Source organism: Clostridium pasteurianum BC1, assembly GCF_000389635.1.
Taxonomy (GTDB): domain Bacteria; phylum Bacillota; class Clostridia; order Clostridiales; family Clostridiaceae; genus Clostridium_I; species Clostridium_I pasteurianum_A.
Genome location: NC_021182.1, coordinates 3,653,523 through 3,669,870, shown reverse-complemented (window position 1 = coordinate 3,669,870; position 16,348 = coordinate 3,653,523). Strand labels below are relative to the sequence as shown.

Genomic DNA, 16,348 nt, shown 5'->3' with positions numbered 1-16,348 from the left:
CTTGATAAATTTTAGGAGATATTCATATTTTAAATGGTTTTTTTTACAAATTTAACATCATATTAACTTCTACATAAACATTAATTATTGTAAAAGTGTTAAAATTTTCTTGAAAATTGTTAATTATCTATGAAATAACTGATAATAGTCTGTATAATTTCTCATAAAATTAGCAATTGATATTTTTACAAAAGTACTAATATACAAGGGGGTTAAGTATTGTTTAAATCTTTAAAATTCAAGCAGTGGATATCTTTTTTTCTTACAGTTTTATTATTAATTTCAACCTTGTCAAATGGACTTGCAGTAAAGGCTTATGCAGCATCAGCAGATAAGACCTTTGATTTAGTTGAAATTACAGATCTTCATGGAGCACTTCAAGACACAAGTAATCCGCCGTTACCTGTAGCAGGCGTATTGGCTAATAGAGTAAAGGCTGTTAAGGCAGCAAATCCTGATACCATAGTTTTTGGTGGAGGAGACTTATTTCAAGGCACACCAATCTCAAATACCTTAAAGGGAGTCCCAGTTCAGCAGGCAATGAGTAATATAGGTATGGAATTTTCAGAGCTTGGAAATCATGAATTTGATTGGGGACTTAACACAATTATCAACACTACAATGAAAGATGCTTCATTCAATTTTATTTGTGCAAATTTGTACAATAAAAATGCAGATGGATCAAATGGTAGTAGAGTATTTGATCCATACAAGATTATAACAAAGGATGGTGTAAGAATTGCTTTTGTTGGAGCAATTACCAATGATACGCCAAACATTGTAATGCCAGGTTATGTTGCAGATAAAAATTTCACAGATGCTGCAACTGAAATTAATTCTGTAGCAAAGGATCTTAAGGATAAGAATCAAGCAGATGTTATAATTGCAGTGGTTCATGAAGGCGAAGGTCCACTTGATACAATTGTTAATAAACTTACAAATGTAAATGCAGTTTTTGGGGGGCACACCCATACGGTAGAACAGAAAATAGTAAATGGTATACCAGTAATCAATGCCAGCAGCAGTGGAAAAGGGTATGCAGATTTAAAAATGACAGTAACACCTGATATGAAGGTTAGTTTTCCCAATACTACCTCCGCTTATGTAGCATTGGATAATGCTAATGGATATAAGGCAACTAATCCAGTAGTTGATTCTGAAGTACAAAAAATCGTAAGTGATGCAAATACACAGGTAGGGCCAATATTTAATGAGGTTATAGGAAATATACCTACTGATTTAAGCAGAACCCAGGATCAGCAGCCCTATGGTGAATCTCAACTTGGAAACTGGGCATCGGATGTGGTTAAAAGCTATGCAAAGGCAGATGTGGGCGTAGCTAATAATGGAGGGTTAAGAACAGATTTCAGCAAAGGTGATATAACGGTTGGACAAGTATTCACATTTATGCCCTTTGACAATGAAATTGATACGGTAACTATGAATAAGGCTCAGCTGAAAACTGTTTTAGAGCAGGCAGTTGGAACTTATCCTGATCCTAAAAATTCCGCTAATATAATAGGTGGAAAGGGAATTCAGATTTCAGGAATTAAATTCACTTATGATTCTTCAAAAGCTTATGGAAGCAAAGTAACAAGCATTACTAGAGAAGATGGAACAGCTATTAGTGATACCGAAACTTTAAAGGTAGCAGGTCCTGACTTTGTACTGACAGGTGGAGATGGTTTTCTAGGATTTACTGATCCAGCAGTTAGTGCCACATTATTTGATACACATAAGCTTGCAAGAGATGCTTTTCTTGATGACATTAGAGCAAATAACACTATTAAATTTGCTATGAATAATAGAATTACGCCACAGACTCAATCAGGCTCAGCTACATCTATGAGCATAGCAGATGCAAGAAAATTAACATCTGGAAATGTAACAATTACAGGAACAGTAACAACTGTCAATGGAAATAATGTATTCATTCAAGATAATACAGCTGGAATTTGTGTTTATAATTCAAGTGCAAAGGCTGCTGTTAAAAAAGGAGATAAAATTCAAGTTACAGGTCCCTTATCAGTTTATAGCAATCTTTTAGAGGTAACTCCAAAGAATGCATCAGGTATTAGTACAATAAGTACAGGGAATGTTGTAACACCAAAAGTAGTTAATATAAGTGACATTAATGCATCACTTCAAGGACAATTAGTTCAAATAAATAATGCATCACTTCAGAGTTACGATACTAGTTCTGATTCAATGATTCAGGATAGTACCGGAAGCATAAGTATGTATAAAGTTCCAGCGTTAAGCGAAATTAATGTAGGAGATAAAATTAATGTAGTGGCAGCTGTATCTCAATATGGAGCAAAATTTGAGCTTACAGTTGGTCAAGCTTCAGATGTTAATAAGGTTAGTACTGGTGATAATAGTGGCAATCAAGGTGGTTCTACTATATCAGTGTTAGCAACCTCAGATATACATGGGAATGTACTTAATTATGATTATGCAGCGGGTAAAGCACCATCAACTCCACAGGGGTTAGCAAAAGTATCCACTTATGTTAATAGTGTAAGAGCATCAAATCCAAATGTTATGTTAATAGACAACGGAGACACAATTCAAGGAACTCCACTTTCATATTATTATGATATGCTTGACACCACATCTGAGTATCCACTAATGAAGGTAATGGGAGCTATGAAATATGATACTTGGACTCTTGGAAATCATGAATTCAACTATGGTCTAACAACGCTAAATAGAATAATTTCAGATGCAAAAAAAGAAAATATAAATGTATTATCAGCAAATACTTACAAAAGTGATAATACTAATTTTGTAAATCCATACTACATTAAGAATTTTAATGTAAATGGAAAGACAATAAAAGTTGGTATACTTGGACTTACAACTAAATGTATACCAAACTGGGAAGATCCTGCTCACTATGCTGGATTACATTTCAATGATTTAGTAGATGAAGCTAAGCTTTGGGTACCGAAGGTTAGACAGGCTGGAGCAGATGTAGTAATAGTATCAGCTCACAGCGGGGAGGAAAGTCCATCAGATGTAATTCCAGAAAATCAAGTAAAAGCAATAGCAACTCAGGTATCTGGAATAGATGCTATAGTTGCAGGACATACTCATGCCACATTAAATGACACAAGTTTAAAAAATCCCGATGGAAAGGTTGTACCAGTTGTAGAGCCAAGTAAATGGGGAACTTATGTATCACAAATAGATTTAAATATAGATAAAGACGGAAAATTTACTGGACTTACAACAAAAAATGTTAAAATGGATAATACTATAGCTGAAGATCCAGCAATAGTACAATTAATTCAGCCATATCAGAATCAGACCTTAGGCTACATTCAAACTAAGCTTGGAACATCAACAGGAGAATTTAAAGGAGATGGACAAACTACACAGGCTACTCCAATAATGGAGCTTATCAATAAGGTTCAGAAGGAAGCAGCAGGTACGCAATTGTCAATTGCAGCACCATTAAGTTCAGCAGCATATATTCCAAAGGGAGATATAACTATAAAAGATATCATGTCCGTATATGTATATGAAAATTTCTTGTTTGGAGTAAAGATGAACGGTAAACAGCTAAAGAACTGGATGGAATATTCTGTTAGATACTACAAGCAGGCAGCTAATTCCAGTGATCCAATAGTAAAAGATCCAACTTTGAATATTCCTGATTATAATCTAGATCAATTGTACGGAGCAACTTACGATGTAGATTTAACTCAGCCAGCATGCACAGTAGATCCTACTACTGGAGGGGTTACATCAGGAAACAGGATAAAGAATTTAAAGATAAATGGAGTGCTAGTAAAAGATACGGATGTATTTACAGTGGCAATTAATAATTACAGATACAATGGCGGCGGCGGATTCATGAAGGCAGCAGGTTTAAGTAGTACAGATCCAAGTATTGTAACTTATGATTCTGCTAAGGCTCTTGGTGATGATGGCCAAGTTAGAAGTTTAATGATGAGTTATATTAAAGATCATAAGACAATATCACCAGACTCTTCAAACAATTGGAAGGTTTATACTACTGCTGTAAGTCAGGATGTAGATCAAACACCAACTACAATAGATAATAAAGATGGAGCAGCAGTAATAAGTGCTGTAAATGATGCAATTACCAATAACACTGAAATTCCTACCATAGATATTAAAACTTCACCTGTAGTAAGCAAAGATGTATTCAATGCAATTAGAGGTAAGGATAAGACGATAAGTTTTGTAGGAAATAATGTAACCTGGACCTTTAATGGCAAAGATATAACTTCAAATGTTACAAGTGACATTGATTTATCTTTGAAGACAGTACCAACTGCTTTAACATCAAAAGAAGCAGCTAGAGTAAAAGCTGTAACGGGAAAAAATGCTTCAATTGTTTCATTTTCTTTTAATTACGAAGGGCAACTACCTGGAAAGTCTGCAGTTAAAATATTTATAGGTAAGAACTGGGCAAATAAAGTTGTTAGCATTTGTAGATATTATGCTGATAAGGATAGCTATGATATTGTACAAAGTAATATAAAAGTTGATTCAGATGGATATATTACTTATACTACAGATCACTGCAGTGACTACTTTGTTACTGATGCTTCATTAATACCGGCAGAAACACCGGTACAGCAGCAGCCAACACCAGTACAACAGCAACCAGCACCAGTATCCACAACTGCAGTAGCATCTACAGCAACTTCAAATGCAAGTACAACTCTTCCTAAGACAGGGCAAACTATAGATTTTGGAGCCCTTGTTGGTATGGGAAGTTTATGTGTAATACTGGGAGCAATGTTGTTTATTCTAGATAAAAGAAGGAAAAGAACTGATAATGCAGCATAGCTAAGGTATCTTAAAATAAAAGACTTCGTTTCTTGAATAGGAGACGAAGTCTTTTTATGTGATTTTTTAAAAATAATTAAGCTACAGCATGAAAATTAACAAAAATTATTGAGCAGCATACAACGATTTTGCTTACTGATTTTTTATTGATTATTTAAAATAAATCTTTGCAAGCTTATCAAACTGTGGTAAAGATCTCTCTATTTTATCATAAGAGATACAGTATGAAAGCCTGAAATGTCCTGGACATCCAAAGGTAGAACCAGGAACTATTAATAAGTTAAATTTCTTTGCCTCTTTTGCAAATTCTTTATCATCTGGTATTAAGGACTTTGGAAATAAATAGAAGGCACCTTCCGGTTTAATACAGGAAAAACCTATTTTTATAAGATGATTATATAGTAAATCTCTGTTTCTTTTATATATATTTACATCTACTTCTGAATCAAGACATTTGCCAATAACTCTTTGAAATAGTGAAGGCGCATTTACAAATCCAAGTATTCTATTAGCTACATTTAATGCTTGAATCACATTATGAAAATCATCCATTTCACTATGAGAAACAATATAACCTATTCTTTCACCAGGAAGAGAAAGGGATTTGCTAAAGGAATATCCAATAAAGGAATTTTTATAGTAATTTAGTATGTAAGGGACTTTTACATTATCATATATTATTTCTCTGTAGGGCTCATCTGAAATTAAGTATATGCTGCTGCTAAATTGTGTCTGTTTTTTATAAAGAATTTCTGCAAGCTGTTTTATAGTATCCTCTGAATAAATTACACCAGTAGGGTTATTTGGAGAATTTATTATTACTGCTTTGGTTTTGTTAGTAATACTTGCTTCAAAAGCTTCTAAATCTGGCTGAAAAGTTTCAAGATTACTAGGGACAATTACTAGCTTCCCATTAAAATTGTGAACATAGTTTTTATATTCACCAAAAAATGGAGAAAAAGTTATTACTTCATCTTCCGGATCTAAAAGAGTTTTTAACAGAATATTAAGTCCTCCGGCGGCACCACAGGTCATTATTATGTTATCTTCATTTAATTTTATATTATGTTTTTTACTTATATTATTTGAAATAGCAGTTCTTACATCTACATAGCCAGAGTTGGACATATATCCATGAACTAAATTGGGAGATTCTTCAGATAAAATTTCTACTACAGCTTTTTTTATACTTTCAGGTGGTTCTACATTGGGATTACCTATGCTAAAATCAAATACATTTTCTTCACCATAAATTGAAGATAATCTTTTACCTTCTTCAAACATTGCTCTAATAATAGAACTATTTGCAACATAGTCCATCATAACTTTTGATATCATCTATAAGACCTCACTTTTTAGAAATTAGTATTAAGGCACATGAAAAAAACAAGCAAATTAGTTGTTTCTTTTCATGTGCCTAATTTTAACATATTTATGTTAAAATATAAATGTAAACAATATACATTTTGATAACCTAATTGATAAAATAAAATTAAGATTTAAACAATCATAAGGAAGATGTAACATCTATGTGGATAAATTCATTATGATGAATAACAAAAAACATTTAGATTTTAGGGAGATTTTTAATAAAAACACTATAGCCTTCAGTGAAGGTTTGTTCTTTAACGTTTGCCTTCGATATAGTAGTTATGAAACTTACTGAATTCTTTTCATTAATTTTCAGCATATCTTTTTATATCAACAGTAAGTTCAATTAAGGTTTTATTGACAATTCCTTTTATAAATTTATGTTCTTCTTCACTACGAATTATAGAGATAGTTGATTCCTCATCATACTCATCTTCATAAATTGGATTCATAGCAATTGATTTCAAGTCATTTAAAACAGCTGAAGATGTAACTGAGCAAATATCTTGTTCTTGAACTTCTGGGACAGGTATAAATGATTTAAATGGTATCCAAACAGTTGTATGGCGGATAACACCATCTAAAGCAATGCTATTATCTACAACGCCGCAGCATGGTTTAGCTTTTTCATTATTCTTTTTCTTATTGTTATTGTTACTTTCGCTACTCTTACTATTTCCCATATTTACATAACCATTTTTCTCAGAGTTATTTGCATTTTCATTGTTTTTTTCTTGGCTATTATTTTCCCATTGTGGTCTTTTCATAGTAGTATAAATAATACAACTATTTAAATAACCACTTACTAAAATAGTTCCACTAGTTACTTTTATATCTTTTATCTCAATTTGATCCTGGATATTAATTACTTTTAACACTGCGTCTTTCTTAGGAGCATCAAAGATAATTTCTCTTTCAATTAGATCTTGACGTGTTGCTTTTCCAATTGATTTAAGCTCAAATTTTTTAGTTGTATTATTGTCACTTACTCCTTGTGGATTTAAGTTTGTTTCCATATATCTGCCTCCTCTATAATCTTGTTAGTGTAAAGTTTTTTACACTACTTACTAATATCTATAGTCATCCCATTGCTTTACGTTGTCCTCACCAAGTTTGAAATTTTTAAAATGTTCATCGTTAATTTAGAAAATTTCATATGTTCATAAAGAAAGCTATAAAATTTATACTAGATAATATTTGAATAAAAATCTAATTTTCTTCAAATATATGACATATTATTTTGTTTTTATGAATATAAACAACTTTATTTTTACTATCTTTCACTATGAAATGTTCGCTGGTCTCTCCTAAAAATATTCCATTAATGTATGAATGTTTATGGCCGTATTCAATCATTACCGAAACATATTTTCCTATACCATCTTTTTTTTTGTCCGCACTTTCCTCTAAATGTTCTGACATGGACTTCTCCCCCCTTCTTTTATAATTAATGAGCTAAACAACTCTCAAGGTGTTGGAATTTTTAAAATGTGATGAATGGCACTAGTTATAGGTTTAATACATTATACTAATTTCATCAATAAAATGTTCAACTAAATTATTTAATGAAAAATTATTTTTAGATGTAGGAATTTTCGTAACATTATTGCCTAAAATTTAATAATATATAGTGAAAAAGCTAATCTTTTCAATTAAATGTATGTTGAGAATAAGTAAGAGTACTAAAGACTCTTAAAGATTGTAAGGAGGATATTAGTATGAATATTAAATTAATAGAAGAAAATTATCTTGGAACAAGTTTGACAATTGTAACAAAGAGTGGTAACAAAATACAAGGCGAAATTTTAAGAACTGATGAAGATTCTGATTTCATAAAACTTAAAACTGAGAATGGAATAACAATAGTTGGTACTAGTGCAATTGAAAGCATATATTAACATTCATATAAATTCAACTATAAAGCAATTATTTGCAGATACAACATTTTTTATTAAATTAATAACAATATTCGTAAGGGGAGGAAGAATTGATGAATATTAGCCAATTAAATGAAGGCGAATTTGGTTATAATGTAACTATTGTTACACAAAGTGGTAATAAAATACAAGGAACTATTCTAAAAACTGGTGAAGATGAAGAGGTATTAAAGGTCAAAACTGAAAAGGGTATAGTAATAGTTAATCCTGATGCCATAGAAAGTATATATTAAAATTTTATCTTATAGTTATAATATTTTATGACTATAAGTTTAAATGAATATAAACAATTTAGAGGCTACCTTTATGGTACCTCTTTTACTTATGATATATTAATATTTTATTTAGGAGGATTTATATAATGTCTGATTGTTGTCTTAATGATTATGATAAATTTATAGGAAAATATATTACTGTTATTTATGACTGTGGTTCTAAGTATAAGAAACTTCATTGTGAATTATTCGAATATTGTGAAAAAAACTCAAATGAAAAATTTATTATATTAAAAGCACACAATAACATGATTTACCATATAAATTGTAATAAAATTATATACTGGATAGCAGAGTATGAGGATATGCTTACTGAGAATCAGGATAATTATAAGTCAAATACTAAACCTATCGAATCTAATGCAGTAGCTGAGAGTGAAGATTTATTATTAGAAAAAACACTGGATAAAGAAACTATACCACTTGAAACAAGTATTCCCAATATCCAGTTACAAGATGAGGAGCTTTCACAGGCTGCTGAAATCATTGACTCTTGTTCAGTAAATTTAACTAAAGAAAATACATCATTAGCGCCAAATGAATATACTACTTACGATGAGTTACAAGAGAATAGCAATATACTATCAAAGAGTGAAAATAAATTTGATACATCATTGGAACCTGTTAGTAATGCTGCAATTATTTCAGACGAACATGAAATTAGTCATGACAAAACCATTACTGATTATAAAAAAGATCATGGTTGTGACAAAAGTCTAGAGAAATACAATCATAAAGACACCTATAAAAAAAATGTTTTAAGGTTTCCTCTAGCAGCATTTATAAACTGTAATTTTCAAGGAGTGTATTTAACAATTTATACTACCTCTACCCAAGCCATATCAGGAGAAGTTATTTTTAACTATGACTATTTAATTGTTTTAAAATCCGATGCAAAAACCTATTACATTAATCCTGAACAAATTACCTATTTTTGCTAAATTCTAAATGAAATCTAAGTCATTATTAAATAGATAGATTTATATAAAATAGTACAGCTTTTCTTTATTTAATTTTAAAAGAGGATGTCTCATATTTTGCCAATGAAACATCCTTTTTATTAATTTTTAGGATACCTTTTTAAAAGAGGATGTCTCATATTTTGCCAATGAAACATCCTCTTTATTAATTTTTAGGATATCTTTTTATATCAATAGTTAGTTCAATTAAGGTTTTATTAACAATTCCTTTTATAAATTTCTGTTCTTCTTCTTCACTACGTGTTACAGAGATAGTTGATTCCTCATCATACTCATCTTCATCTTTATCTTCATAAACTGGATTTATGGAAAGTGATTTCAAGTTATCTAAAACAGCTGAAGTTGTAACTGTGCAAATATCTCCTTCCTGAACTTCTAGGGCAGGTATAAATGACTTAAATGGTATCCAAACAGTTGTATGACGAACAACACCGTCTAAAGCAATGCTGTTATCAACAACGCCGCAGCTTGGTTTAGCTTGTTCTTTATTCTTGTTCTTATTCTTATTATTTTCACTATTCTTATTGTTTTGAATACTTACATAGCCATTTTTTTGTTCAGAGTTATTTGAATTTTCATTATTTTTTTCTTGGTTATTCTTTTCCCCTTGTGGTCGTTTCGTAGTAGTATACATAATACAACTATTTAAGTAACCACTTACTAAAACATTTCCAGCAGCTACTTTTATATCTTTTATTTCAATTTCGTTTAGGATATTAATTACTTTTAGCACTACATCTTTCTTAGGAGCATCAAAGATAATTTCTCTTTCAATTAGCTCTTGACGTGTTGCCGTTCCAATTAATTCAGGCTCAATTTTTGTAGTTACATCATTGGCACTTACCCATTGGGGGTTTAAATCTGTTTCCATATGGCTACCTCCATATATTATTTGAAAATTTTTACTATACTTACTTATTATACATATATGCTTAGTTAGAAAAATTAACTTCTTCACTATATACTATTAAATTTTAGGCAATATGTTACGAAAATTCCTAGAGCTATAATAATTTTTCAGTAAATAATTTAGATTAACAAAGGATTATTTCATATTATGGTATATAGTATTCGGGAGAGACGGAAATTGTACAAACTTCATTAAAAAATATTATTATTTATCAGAGCTTTTAATTGACATTCCCCATTTTTTAAGTTCTAGAAATATTGATTCCAAAGCTTGCCCTTTATTTGTTAAACTGTATTCAACATGAGGAGGAACTTCAGGATAAACTACTCTTGTAACTATATTGTTCTTTTCTAATTCTCTTAGTCTTAGGGACAAGGTTTTGGGACTAATACCTTTTAGAGAACGTAAAAAGTCACCAAAACGTACTGTTTTATCTATCAATAAATCCCTAATGATTAATGAAGTCCACTTACTTCCTATAATATTTATAGCTAATTCTATAGGGCACTCATCTGAACAATTACCACGATTAAGCTTAATTTCAGACATAATAAAAAAACCTCCTGGAGTGTTGAATAATAATATTACTTACTTTTTTGAAATAATGTGAAAAAAATATTACTACTTTTCAAATTATATTATAAGAAATATAATATAATTAAGCAATAATGGAATTAAGCATTGTAAGGAAATGAATAGTTCGTATGTTAGCCTATTTATTTTCAGATGACTTATAAAGGGGGAATAGTATTTTGAAAACTTTTGAGGAATATGTATTGAAAAATTTACGTCTTAAGAACAGAATTGTTCTACCACCTATGGATATGTATTCAGCTGATGAATCTGGAAAAGCTAATGATTTTCATTATAATCATTATACTACAAGAGCAATAGGCGGAGCAGGTTTAATAATAGTTGAATCCACGGCAGTAACAACAAATGGCAGAATAAGTGATAATGATTTAGGAATTTGGAATGATGAACATATAGATAAATTAAGCAACATAGTTAATTCAGTTAAAAAATATGGTACAGCTATTGCTATTCAATTAAATCATGGTGGAAGAAAATATGTGGGTAGTTCAGGAGAGGTTCTGGCACCTAGCGCTATAGCTTTTGATGAAAAGAGTAAAATACCAAGAGAACTTACGAAAGATGGCATAAAAGAAATTGTATTAGCTTTTAAAGCAGCAGCTATAAGGGCTGACAAAGCAGGATTTGATGGCATAGAAATACATGGAGCCCATGGATATTTAATAGATGAATTTTTATCACCTCTTTCTAATATAAGAACAGATGAATATGGAGGAAGTACTGAGAATAGAACCAGATTTCTTAAAGAGGTACTTGAAGCTATAAGTGAAGTATGGCCTAAGGAAAAGGCAATATCACTGAGAGTTTCAGCTGAAGACTATAAAATAGGTGGAATTACTGGAGAAGAAATGGTTAAAATTATCGATATAGTAAAGCCATATATTGATATAGTACATGTAAGCTCTGGTGGCCTAGTTCCAGCTGATATAAAGGCATACCCTGGATATCAGATCAAATTAGCAGAGCTTATTAAAGAGCATTGTGAAATATCCACTATAGCTGTTGGACTTATAACCGATATAAATATGGTAGAGGAAATATTATCAAATAAAAGAGCAGATTTGGTTGCTCTTGGTAGAGAACTACTCAGGAATCCTTATTGGGTATTAAATGCTGCTAAGGCTAAAGGTATAGAAATAGATTTACCTGTACAGTATAAACGTGCTTTTTAATAAATATAATTATTTTATTGAATGGAAAAGTTTCTAGTTTCATTAAATTTCAAGAATGGTATGATTATAGTATAGAAAGTGCATTAAATATATATTTTGAGGAGATGATTAAAATGGATTTTTTACAATTAGCTAAGACTCGTTATTCAGTACGTAAATACGAAAATAAGAAAGTTGAAGAAGAAAAGCTTGAAAAAATACTCGAAGCAGGCAGAATTGCTCCAACAGGGGCTAATACACAGCCACAAAAACTTATTGTAATAACAAAGGAAGAAGGGCTTGCAAAACTTAAAAAGGGTGCAAATGTCTATGGAGCACCAACAGCTATTATTGTGTGTGAAGATCATGATGTAAGCTGGAAAAGACCTTTTGATAACAAGGATATTGCAGAAACCGATGTTTCAATAATTTCAACTCACATGGTACTTCAAGCCACTGAATTGGGCCTTGGGACTATATGGGTATGCTATTTTGATCCTAAAATAATAAGAGAAGAGTTTAATATACCAGATAATGTAGAAGCGGTAAATATAATAGGTATTGGCTATGCTGCAGGAGAACCTGCTTCTCCAGATAGACACGATGTTGCCAGGAAGCCTTTAGAAAAAATAGTAGTTAAAGAGTCTTTTTAGTTGTTTTCAATGCTATTTTGGTAATAATTATAAATTTGTGTAAATAATTATAGATGTATTTAAAAATTAGCACTATCAAATTATTGGATTTCAATATATTTTGATAGTGTTTTTTATTCACCATAACTTTAATTTACTATATAATTTTAGTATAACAGTTATTATATGTTAAACACATTTTGAAATGAATACTCAAAACAATAATTAATTTAGCTATTTTATTGATATTACTAAATGGAAATGGAGAATTTATGGATACAAAATTTAAAGGATATTTATTGATTTCAGATATGGATGGGACACTTATAAACAGTAAAGCAGAAATATCAAAGGAAAATGTTAATGCAATAAATAAATTTGTAGATAAAGGCGGTATATTTACAATTGCTACAGGTAGAACTATGGAATCTGCTGGGAGATATCTAAATCAACTGTCAGTGAATGCCCCAATAATACTATATAATGGAGCAAAACTTTACGATTATAAAAGACAAGAAACTCTCTATGAATTGTCTTTAGAGGAGTCAGTAAAGGGTGTAATTGAAAAAGTGAAACTCAAAGATAGCTCTCTTGGACTTGAAATCTATTGCGAAGAAAATGTATATATCTATAATCCATGTAGATTTACTGAGAGATTTTCTAAAAAAGGCTATGAGGTCTATTATGATATTAAGGATATATGGGAAAAAAATTGGACTAAAGTATTAATACTTGGAGAAGAAAAACAGCTTGATATTCTTGAAGAAAGCTTTATAGATACTTTTGGCAGTGTAAATTTAATAAGAAGCGGAGAAAATTATTTAGAAATAATTCCAGAGAATACATCTAAGGGATATGGCCTAGTGAAGTTGTGTAGGGTTTTAAATATTGACTTAAAAAAAACTGCTGCAGTAGGAGACAATATGAATGATATAGAATTACTTTATGAGGCTAAGTATGGATTTTGCGTTGCAAATGGCAATAAAAGAGTATTGGATATAGTAAAATACACTTGTCCTTCAAATGATGAACATCCTATAGAATATATAGTAAAGTGGATTGAAAAAAATTTAGTATAAATTACTTAGTACATGTAATAGCTATCTTAAATACTATAGTATTAGGATAGGAGGTGTGCTTAGTGGATTCTAGTAATAGTTCATATTGTAGAGTGAATTTACCTTATCCTTCCGTAAAAATATGTAAAAAAGACAAACATGATGCTGCATTACTTTTAGATGATTACGCATCATGCTGTACAAGTGAATATACTACAATATCACAATATATATATGCTCATGAACTAGCTGGAAGTAAATATGTAGCAGATGTTTTTTTATGTATAGCTATGGTAGAAATGTCTCATCTTAGTATGCTAGCAAATGTTATCTGTCAGTTAGGGGTTAAACCTAAATTTCGCAGCGGCAGCTGTGAAATCTGGTGCAGTGATTGTGTACCATATGGACATTGTACTAAAGATAGAATAAAGCTTGCCATAAAAGGTGAATGCAAAGCAATAGAGCAATATAGAATGCATATTGAAAAACTTCATAACAGGTGTATTAAAGATTTGCTTGCAAGGATAATTTTGGATGAGCAATTGCATATAAAGATTTTTAAGAGTTTATTGTGTAAATAATTTAAAAATATGTAGTTAAAAGATCGGATAATTAAAAAATACTTGAATTAAAAATTATATATAAACAGAATTCTTGGCATCAGGTGGAGTTTTTATTCTATTTGATGCTTAGAAGTCGTTATCCAGAGACGTAGCCACTCTTTACTCCCACTTGAAGAAAAGCAGAGAACAAAAATCTTCGATTTTCTGTGAATCGCTTTCACAGAGTGCAAGCAGAGAACAAAAATCTTCGATTTTCTGTGAATCGCTTTCACAGAGTGCGATGGGAGTATTAGAGTGGGTAGTCATCGGATAAATTAATATAAGTCTGTCTTAAAATGCATTGATATGCATTAGAGATGGGTTTTTTTGTCTATAAATATATTATCAAATTAAGTCATATGGGAGTAGCTAAATAAATTTTACATCATAATATAAATCAGGAGAATGTAGTCTATAGTGGATAATTTTAATGGGAGGTTGATATTTGTGTTAAATTCTATAGCAGCATTCAACAGTATATGGATGATGTTTATAGCACAAGAATATAGAAGCATAACTATGATTTGTATATTTTTACTGACGATGATAGTGATTTTTATAAGACCAAAAGATATGAAAGAAGCCTATCCAGCTGCCATTGGTGCCATTGCAGTCATATTAACAGGTGGTGTATCCTATGCAAATATTATGGATATTAATGATAAGATAGGTGGGGCTTCTCTTACTATTATTGCAACTATAGTAATGTCCGTGGTTTTGGAGAGTATTGGGTTCTTTAGATTTATAGCAGTTAAGTTAGCACATCTATCAAAAGGATCTGGCTATAGACTGTATTGGAATATTCAAATATTCTGCTTTTTAATGACATTACTTTTTAATAATGATGGAAGCATATTAATTACTACGCCTATTTTGATATTATTACTGAGAAAAATGGAATTAAAATCTCGTGATCAAATACCTTATTTATTAAGCGGAGCATTAATCGCTACAGCTTCAAGTGCTCCAATAGGAGTAAGTAATATTACAAATTTAATTGCATTAAACATTGTCCATATGACTTTATATATGCACACTGCTATGATGTTTGTACCCTGTACAATTGGATTGATTTTTATGTCAGTTTTAATGTTCTTTCTGTTAAAGAAGAAACTACCAAATAAAATTCCAACAGAAATAGCTGGATTAGAGGATGAAGTGTTAAAAAGTACCATTCATTATTCTGAGCCACCCAAGCTACCTAAGCATACTGGAACCGGACAATCTAATGTTAAGGAAAATAAAGCAAAAGGTGTAAAACTTGGTAGACTTTCTTTTGATACAGATAAAAAAAGGACAAGTTTTGTATTGAAAATTTTGGCATTTGTGTTTTCGATTCGATGTTTAATATTTGTTGCATCTTATTTTGGTATACCAATCCAATTTGTTGCTATAATTGCTTCAACAATTTTATTACTGTGGAGATGGATTTATTTAGGAATAAAGCCAGGAGATGTATTGAAAAAGACTCCATGGGATATATTAGTGTTTGCTTTCTCTATGTACGTTATTATATATGGTCTTCACAACATTGGATTAACAGATTTTCTTGCCAGATTTTGTGAACCAATTATAAAACAACATTTATTTGCAGCAAGCTTTATGATGAGTGGACTTACTTCACTACTATCCAATTTGTTTAATAATCACCCCGCATTAATGATTGTTACAATTACTCTAACTAGTATGAATTTAAGTTTAAATAATTTACAAATGATTTATTTAGTTACTATTATTGGCAGCGATGTTGGATCTCTTCTCCTTCCCATTGGAACATTAGCATCTTTGATGTGGATGTTTATATTAAAGAAGAATAATATAAAGATATCATGGATGGAATATTTAAAAGTTACAATAATAGTTATACCGGCAACTGTAATATTAACTATTGGATTATTGTACCTTTGGGTGCAAACAGTGTTTTTTAGATGAAAAATTATATAGGATTTTAAAAATAAAATTAAAACTTGATTTTATTTTTAAATCCTATATTATTTAGAACTTTGTCAAT

Annotated in this window: 14 protein-coding genes; 9 read left to right on the top strand and 5 right to left on the bottom strand. The window is 30.7% G+C overall.

What is annotated here, in order from left to right:
- Window positions 1-219: 219 nt before the first annotated feature.
- Window positions 220-4,827: a 5'-nucleotidase C-terminal domain-containing protein gene (locus CLOPA_RS17295; RefSeq protein ID WP_015616723.1), complete on the top strand. Its 4,608-nt coding sequence runs from the start codon at window positions 220-222 to the stop codon at window positions 4,825-4,827.
- 150 nt (window positions 4,828-4,977) lie between these two features.
- On the opposite strand, the gene CLOPA_RS17290 is transcribed toward CLOPA_RS17295, so the two are convergent.
- The 3 genes from CLOPA_RS17290 to CLOPA_RS17280 all read right to left on the bottom strand — a co-directional run bounded on the left by CLOPA_RS17290 (window position 4,978) and on the right by CLOPA_RS17280 (window position 7,620).
- Window positions 4,978-6,165 carry a pyridoxal phosphate-dependent aminotransferase gene (locus CLOPA_RS17290; protein ID WP_015616722.1) on the bottom strand — a complete coding sequence of 396 codons (1,188 nt, stop codon included), beginning with the start codon at window positions 6,163-6,165 and terminating at the stop codon, window positions 4,978-4,980.
- A gap of 338 nt (window positions 6,166-6,503) precedes the next feature.
- The gene (locus CLOPA_RS17285) at window positions 6,504-7,214 is read right to left on the bottom strand and encodes an SPOCS domain-containing protein (protein WP_015616721.1); all 711 of its coding nucleotides are present in this window, start codon (window positions 7,212-7,214) and stop codon (window positions 6,504-6,506) included.
- Window positions 7,215-7,407: 193 nt separating this feature from the next.
- Window positions 7,408-7,620 (bottom strand): hypothetical protein, encoded by a 213-nt coding sequence (locus CLOPA_RS17280; RefSeq protein WP_015616720.1) that lies wholly within the window; start codon window positions 7,618-7,620, stop codon window positions 7,408-7,410.
- 296 nt (window positions 7,621-7,916) lie between these two features.
- Between CLOPA_RS17280 and CLOPA_RS17275 the strand changes: the two genes are divergently transcribed.
- The 3 genes from CLOPA_RS17275 (at window position 7,917) to CLOPA_RS17265 (ending at window position 9,351) form a co-directional block, all read left to right on the top strand.
- Window positions 7,917-8,096: a hypothetical protein gene (locus CLOPA_RS17275; RefSeq protein WP_015616719.1), complete on the top strand. Its 180-nt coding sequence runs from the start codon at window positions 7,917-7,919 to the stop codon at window positions 8,094-8,096.
- Between the two features lie 92 nt (window positions 8,097-8,188).
- The gene (locus CLOPA_RS17270; RefSeq protein ID WP_015616718.1) at window positions 8,189-8,368 is read left to right on the top strand and encodes a hypothetical protein; all 180 of its coding nucleotides are present in this window, start codon (window positions 8,189-8,191) and stop codon (window positions 8,366-8,368) included.
- 128 nt (window positions 8,369-8,496) lie between these two features.
- On the top strand, window positions 8,497-9,351 hold the full coding sequence (locus tag CLOPA_RS17265; protein ID WP_015616717.1) for a hypothetical protein: 855 nt from the start codon (window positions 8,497-8,499) through the stop codon (window positions 9,349-9,351).
- A 184-nt stretch (window positions 9,352-9,535) separates the two neighbouring features.
- On the opposite strand, the gene CLOPA_RS17260 is transcribed toward CLOPA_RS17265, so the two are convergent.
- Together CLOPA_RS17260 and CLOPA_RS17255 are read right to left on the bottom strand one after the other, a co-directional pair.
- The gene (locus CLOPA_RS17260) at window positions 9,536-10,261 is read right to left on the bottom strand and encodes a DUF3794 domain-containing protein (protein WP_015616716.1); all 726 of its coding nucleotides are present in this window, start codon (window positions 10,259-10,261) and stop codon (window positions 9,536-9,538) included.
- Window positions 10,262-10,504: 243 nt separating this feature from the next.
- Complete coding sequence (locus CLOPA_RS17255) at window positions 10,505-10,849, bottom strand: winged helix-turn-helix transcriptional regulator (protein ID WP_015616715.1); 345 nt, start codon at window positions 10,847-10,849, stop codon at window positions 10,505-10,507.
- Between the two features lie 203 nt (window positions 10,850-11,052).
- Here CLOPA_RS17255 and namA point away from each other — a divergent pair, with 203 nt between their 5' ends.
- From namA to CLOPA_RS17230, 5 genes are all read left to right on the top strand, one after another.
- Complete coding sequence (gene namA, locus CLOPA_RS17250) at window positions 11,053-12,066, top strand: NADPH dehydrogenase NamA (RefSeq protein WP_015616714.1); 1,014 nt, start codon at window positions 11,053-11,055, stop codon at window positions 12,064-12,066.
- A 113-nt stretch (window positions 12,067-12,179) separates the two neighbouring features.
- Complete coding sequence (locus CLOPA_RS17245; RefSeq protein WP_015616713.1) at window positions 12,180-12,698, top strand: nitroreductase family protein; 519 nt, start codon at window positions 12,180-12,182, stop codon at window positions 12,696-12,698.
- Window positions 12,699-12,949: 251 nt separating this feature from the next.
- Complete coding sequence (locus CLOPA_RS17240) at window positions 12,950-13,756, top strand: Cof-type HAD-IIB family hydrolase (protein WP_015616712.1); 807 nt, start codon at window positions 12,950-12,952, stop codon at window positions 13,754-13,756.
- Between the two features lie 62 nt (window positions 13,757-13,818).
- On the top strand, window positions 13,819-14,316 hold the full coding sequence (locus CLOPA_RS17235) for a ferritin-like domain-containing protein (protein ID WP_015616711.1): 498 nt from the start codon (window positions 13,819-13,821) through the stop codon (window positions 14,314-14,316).
- Between the two features lie 468 nt (window positions 14,317-14,784).
- Window positions 14,785-16,269: an arsenic transporter gene (locus CLOPA_RS17230; RefSeq protein ID WP_015616710.1), complete on the top strand. Its 1,485-nt coding sequence runs from the start codon at window positions 14,785-14,787 to the stop codon at window positions 16,267-16,269.
- Window positions 16,270-16,348 lie beyond the last annotated feature (79 nt).

Coding starts and splice junctions, on each gene's coding strand:
- CLOPA_RS17270 (WP_015616718.1), top strand. CDS start 8,189: ATGAATATTAGCCAATTAAATGAAGGCGAATTTGGTTATAATGTAACT.
- CLOPA_RS17240 (WP_015616712.1), top strand. CDS start 12,950: ATGGATACAAAATTTAAAGGATATTTATTGATTTCAGATATGGATGGG.
- CLOPA_RS17245 (WP_015616713.1), top strand. CDS start 12,180: ATGGATTTTTTACAATTAGCTAAGACTCGTTATTCAGTACGTAAATAC.
- CLOPA_RS17260 (WP_015616716.1), bottom strand. CDS start 10,261: ATGGAAACAGATTTAAACCCCCAATGGGTAAGTGCCAATGATGTAACT.
- CLOPA_RS17265 (WP_015616717.1), top strand. CDS start 8,497: ATGTCTGATTGTTGTCTTAATGATTATGATAAATTTATAGGAAAATAT.
- CLOPA_RS17280 (WP_015616720.1), bottom strand. CDS start 7,620: ATGTCAGAACATTTAGAGGAAAGTGCGGACAAAAAAAAAGATGGTATA.
- CLOPA_RS17255 (WP_015616715.1), bottom strand. CDS start 10,849: ATGTCTGAAATTAAGCTTAATCGTGGTAATTGTTCAGATGAGTGCCCT.
- CLOPA_RS17290 (WP_015616722.1), bottom strand. CDS start 6,165: ATGATATCAAAAGTTATGATGGACTATGTTGCAAATAGTTCTATTATT.
- CLOPA_RS17275 (WP_015616719.1), top strand. CDS start 7,917: ATGAATATTAAATTAATAGAAGAAAATTATCTTGGAACAAGTTTGACA.
- CLOPA_RS17285 (WP_015616721.1), bottom strand. CDS start 7,214: ATGGAAACAAACTTAAATCCACAAGGAGTAAGTGACAATAATACAACT.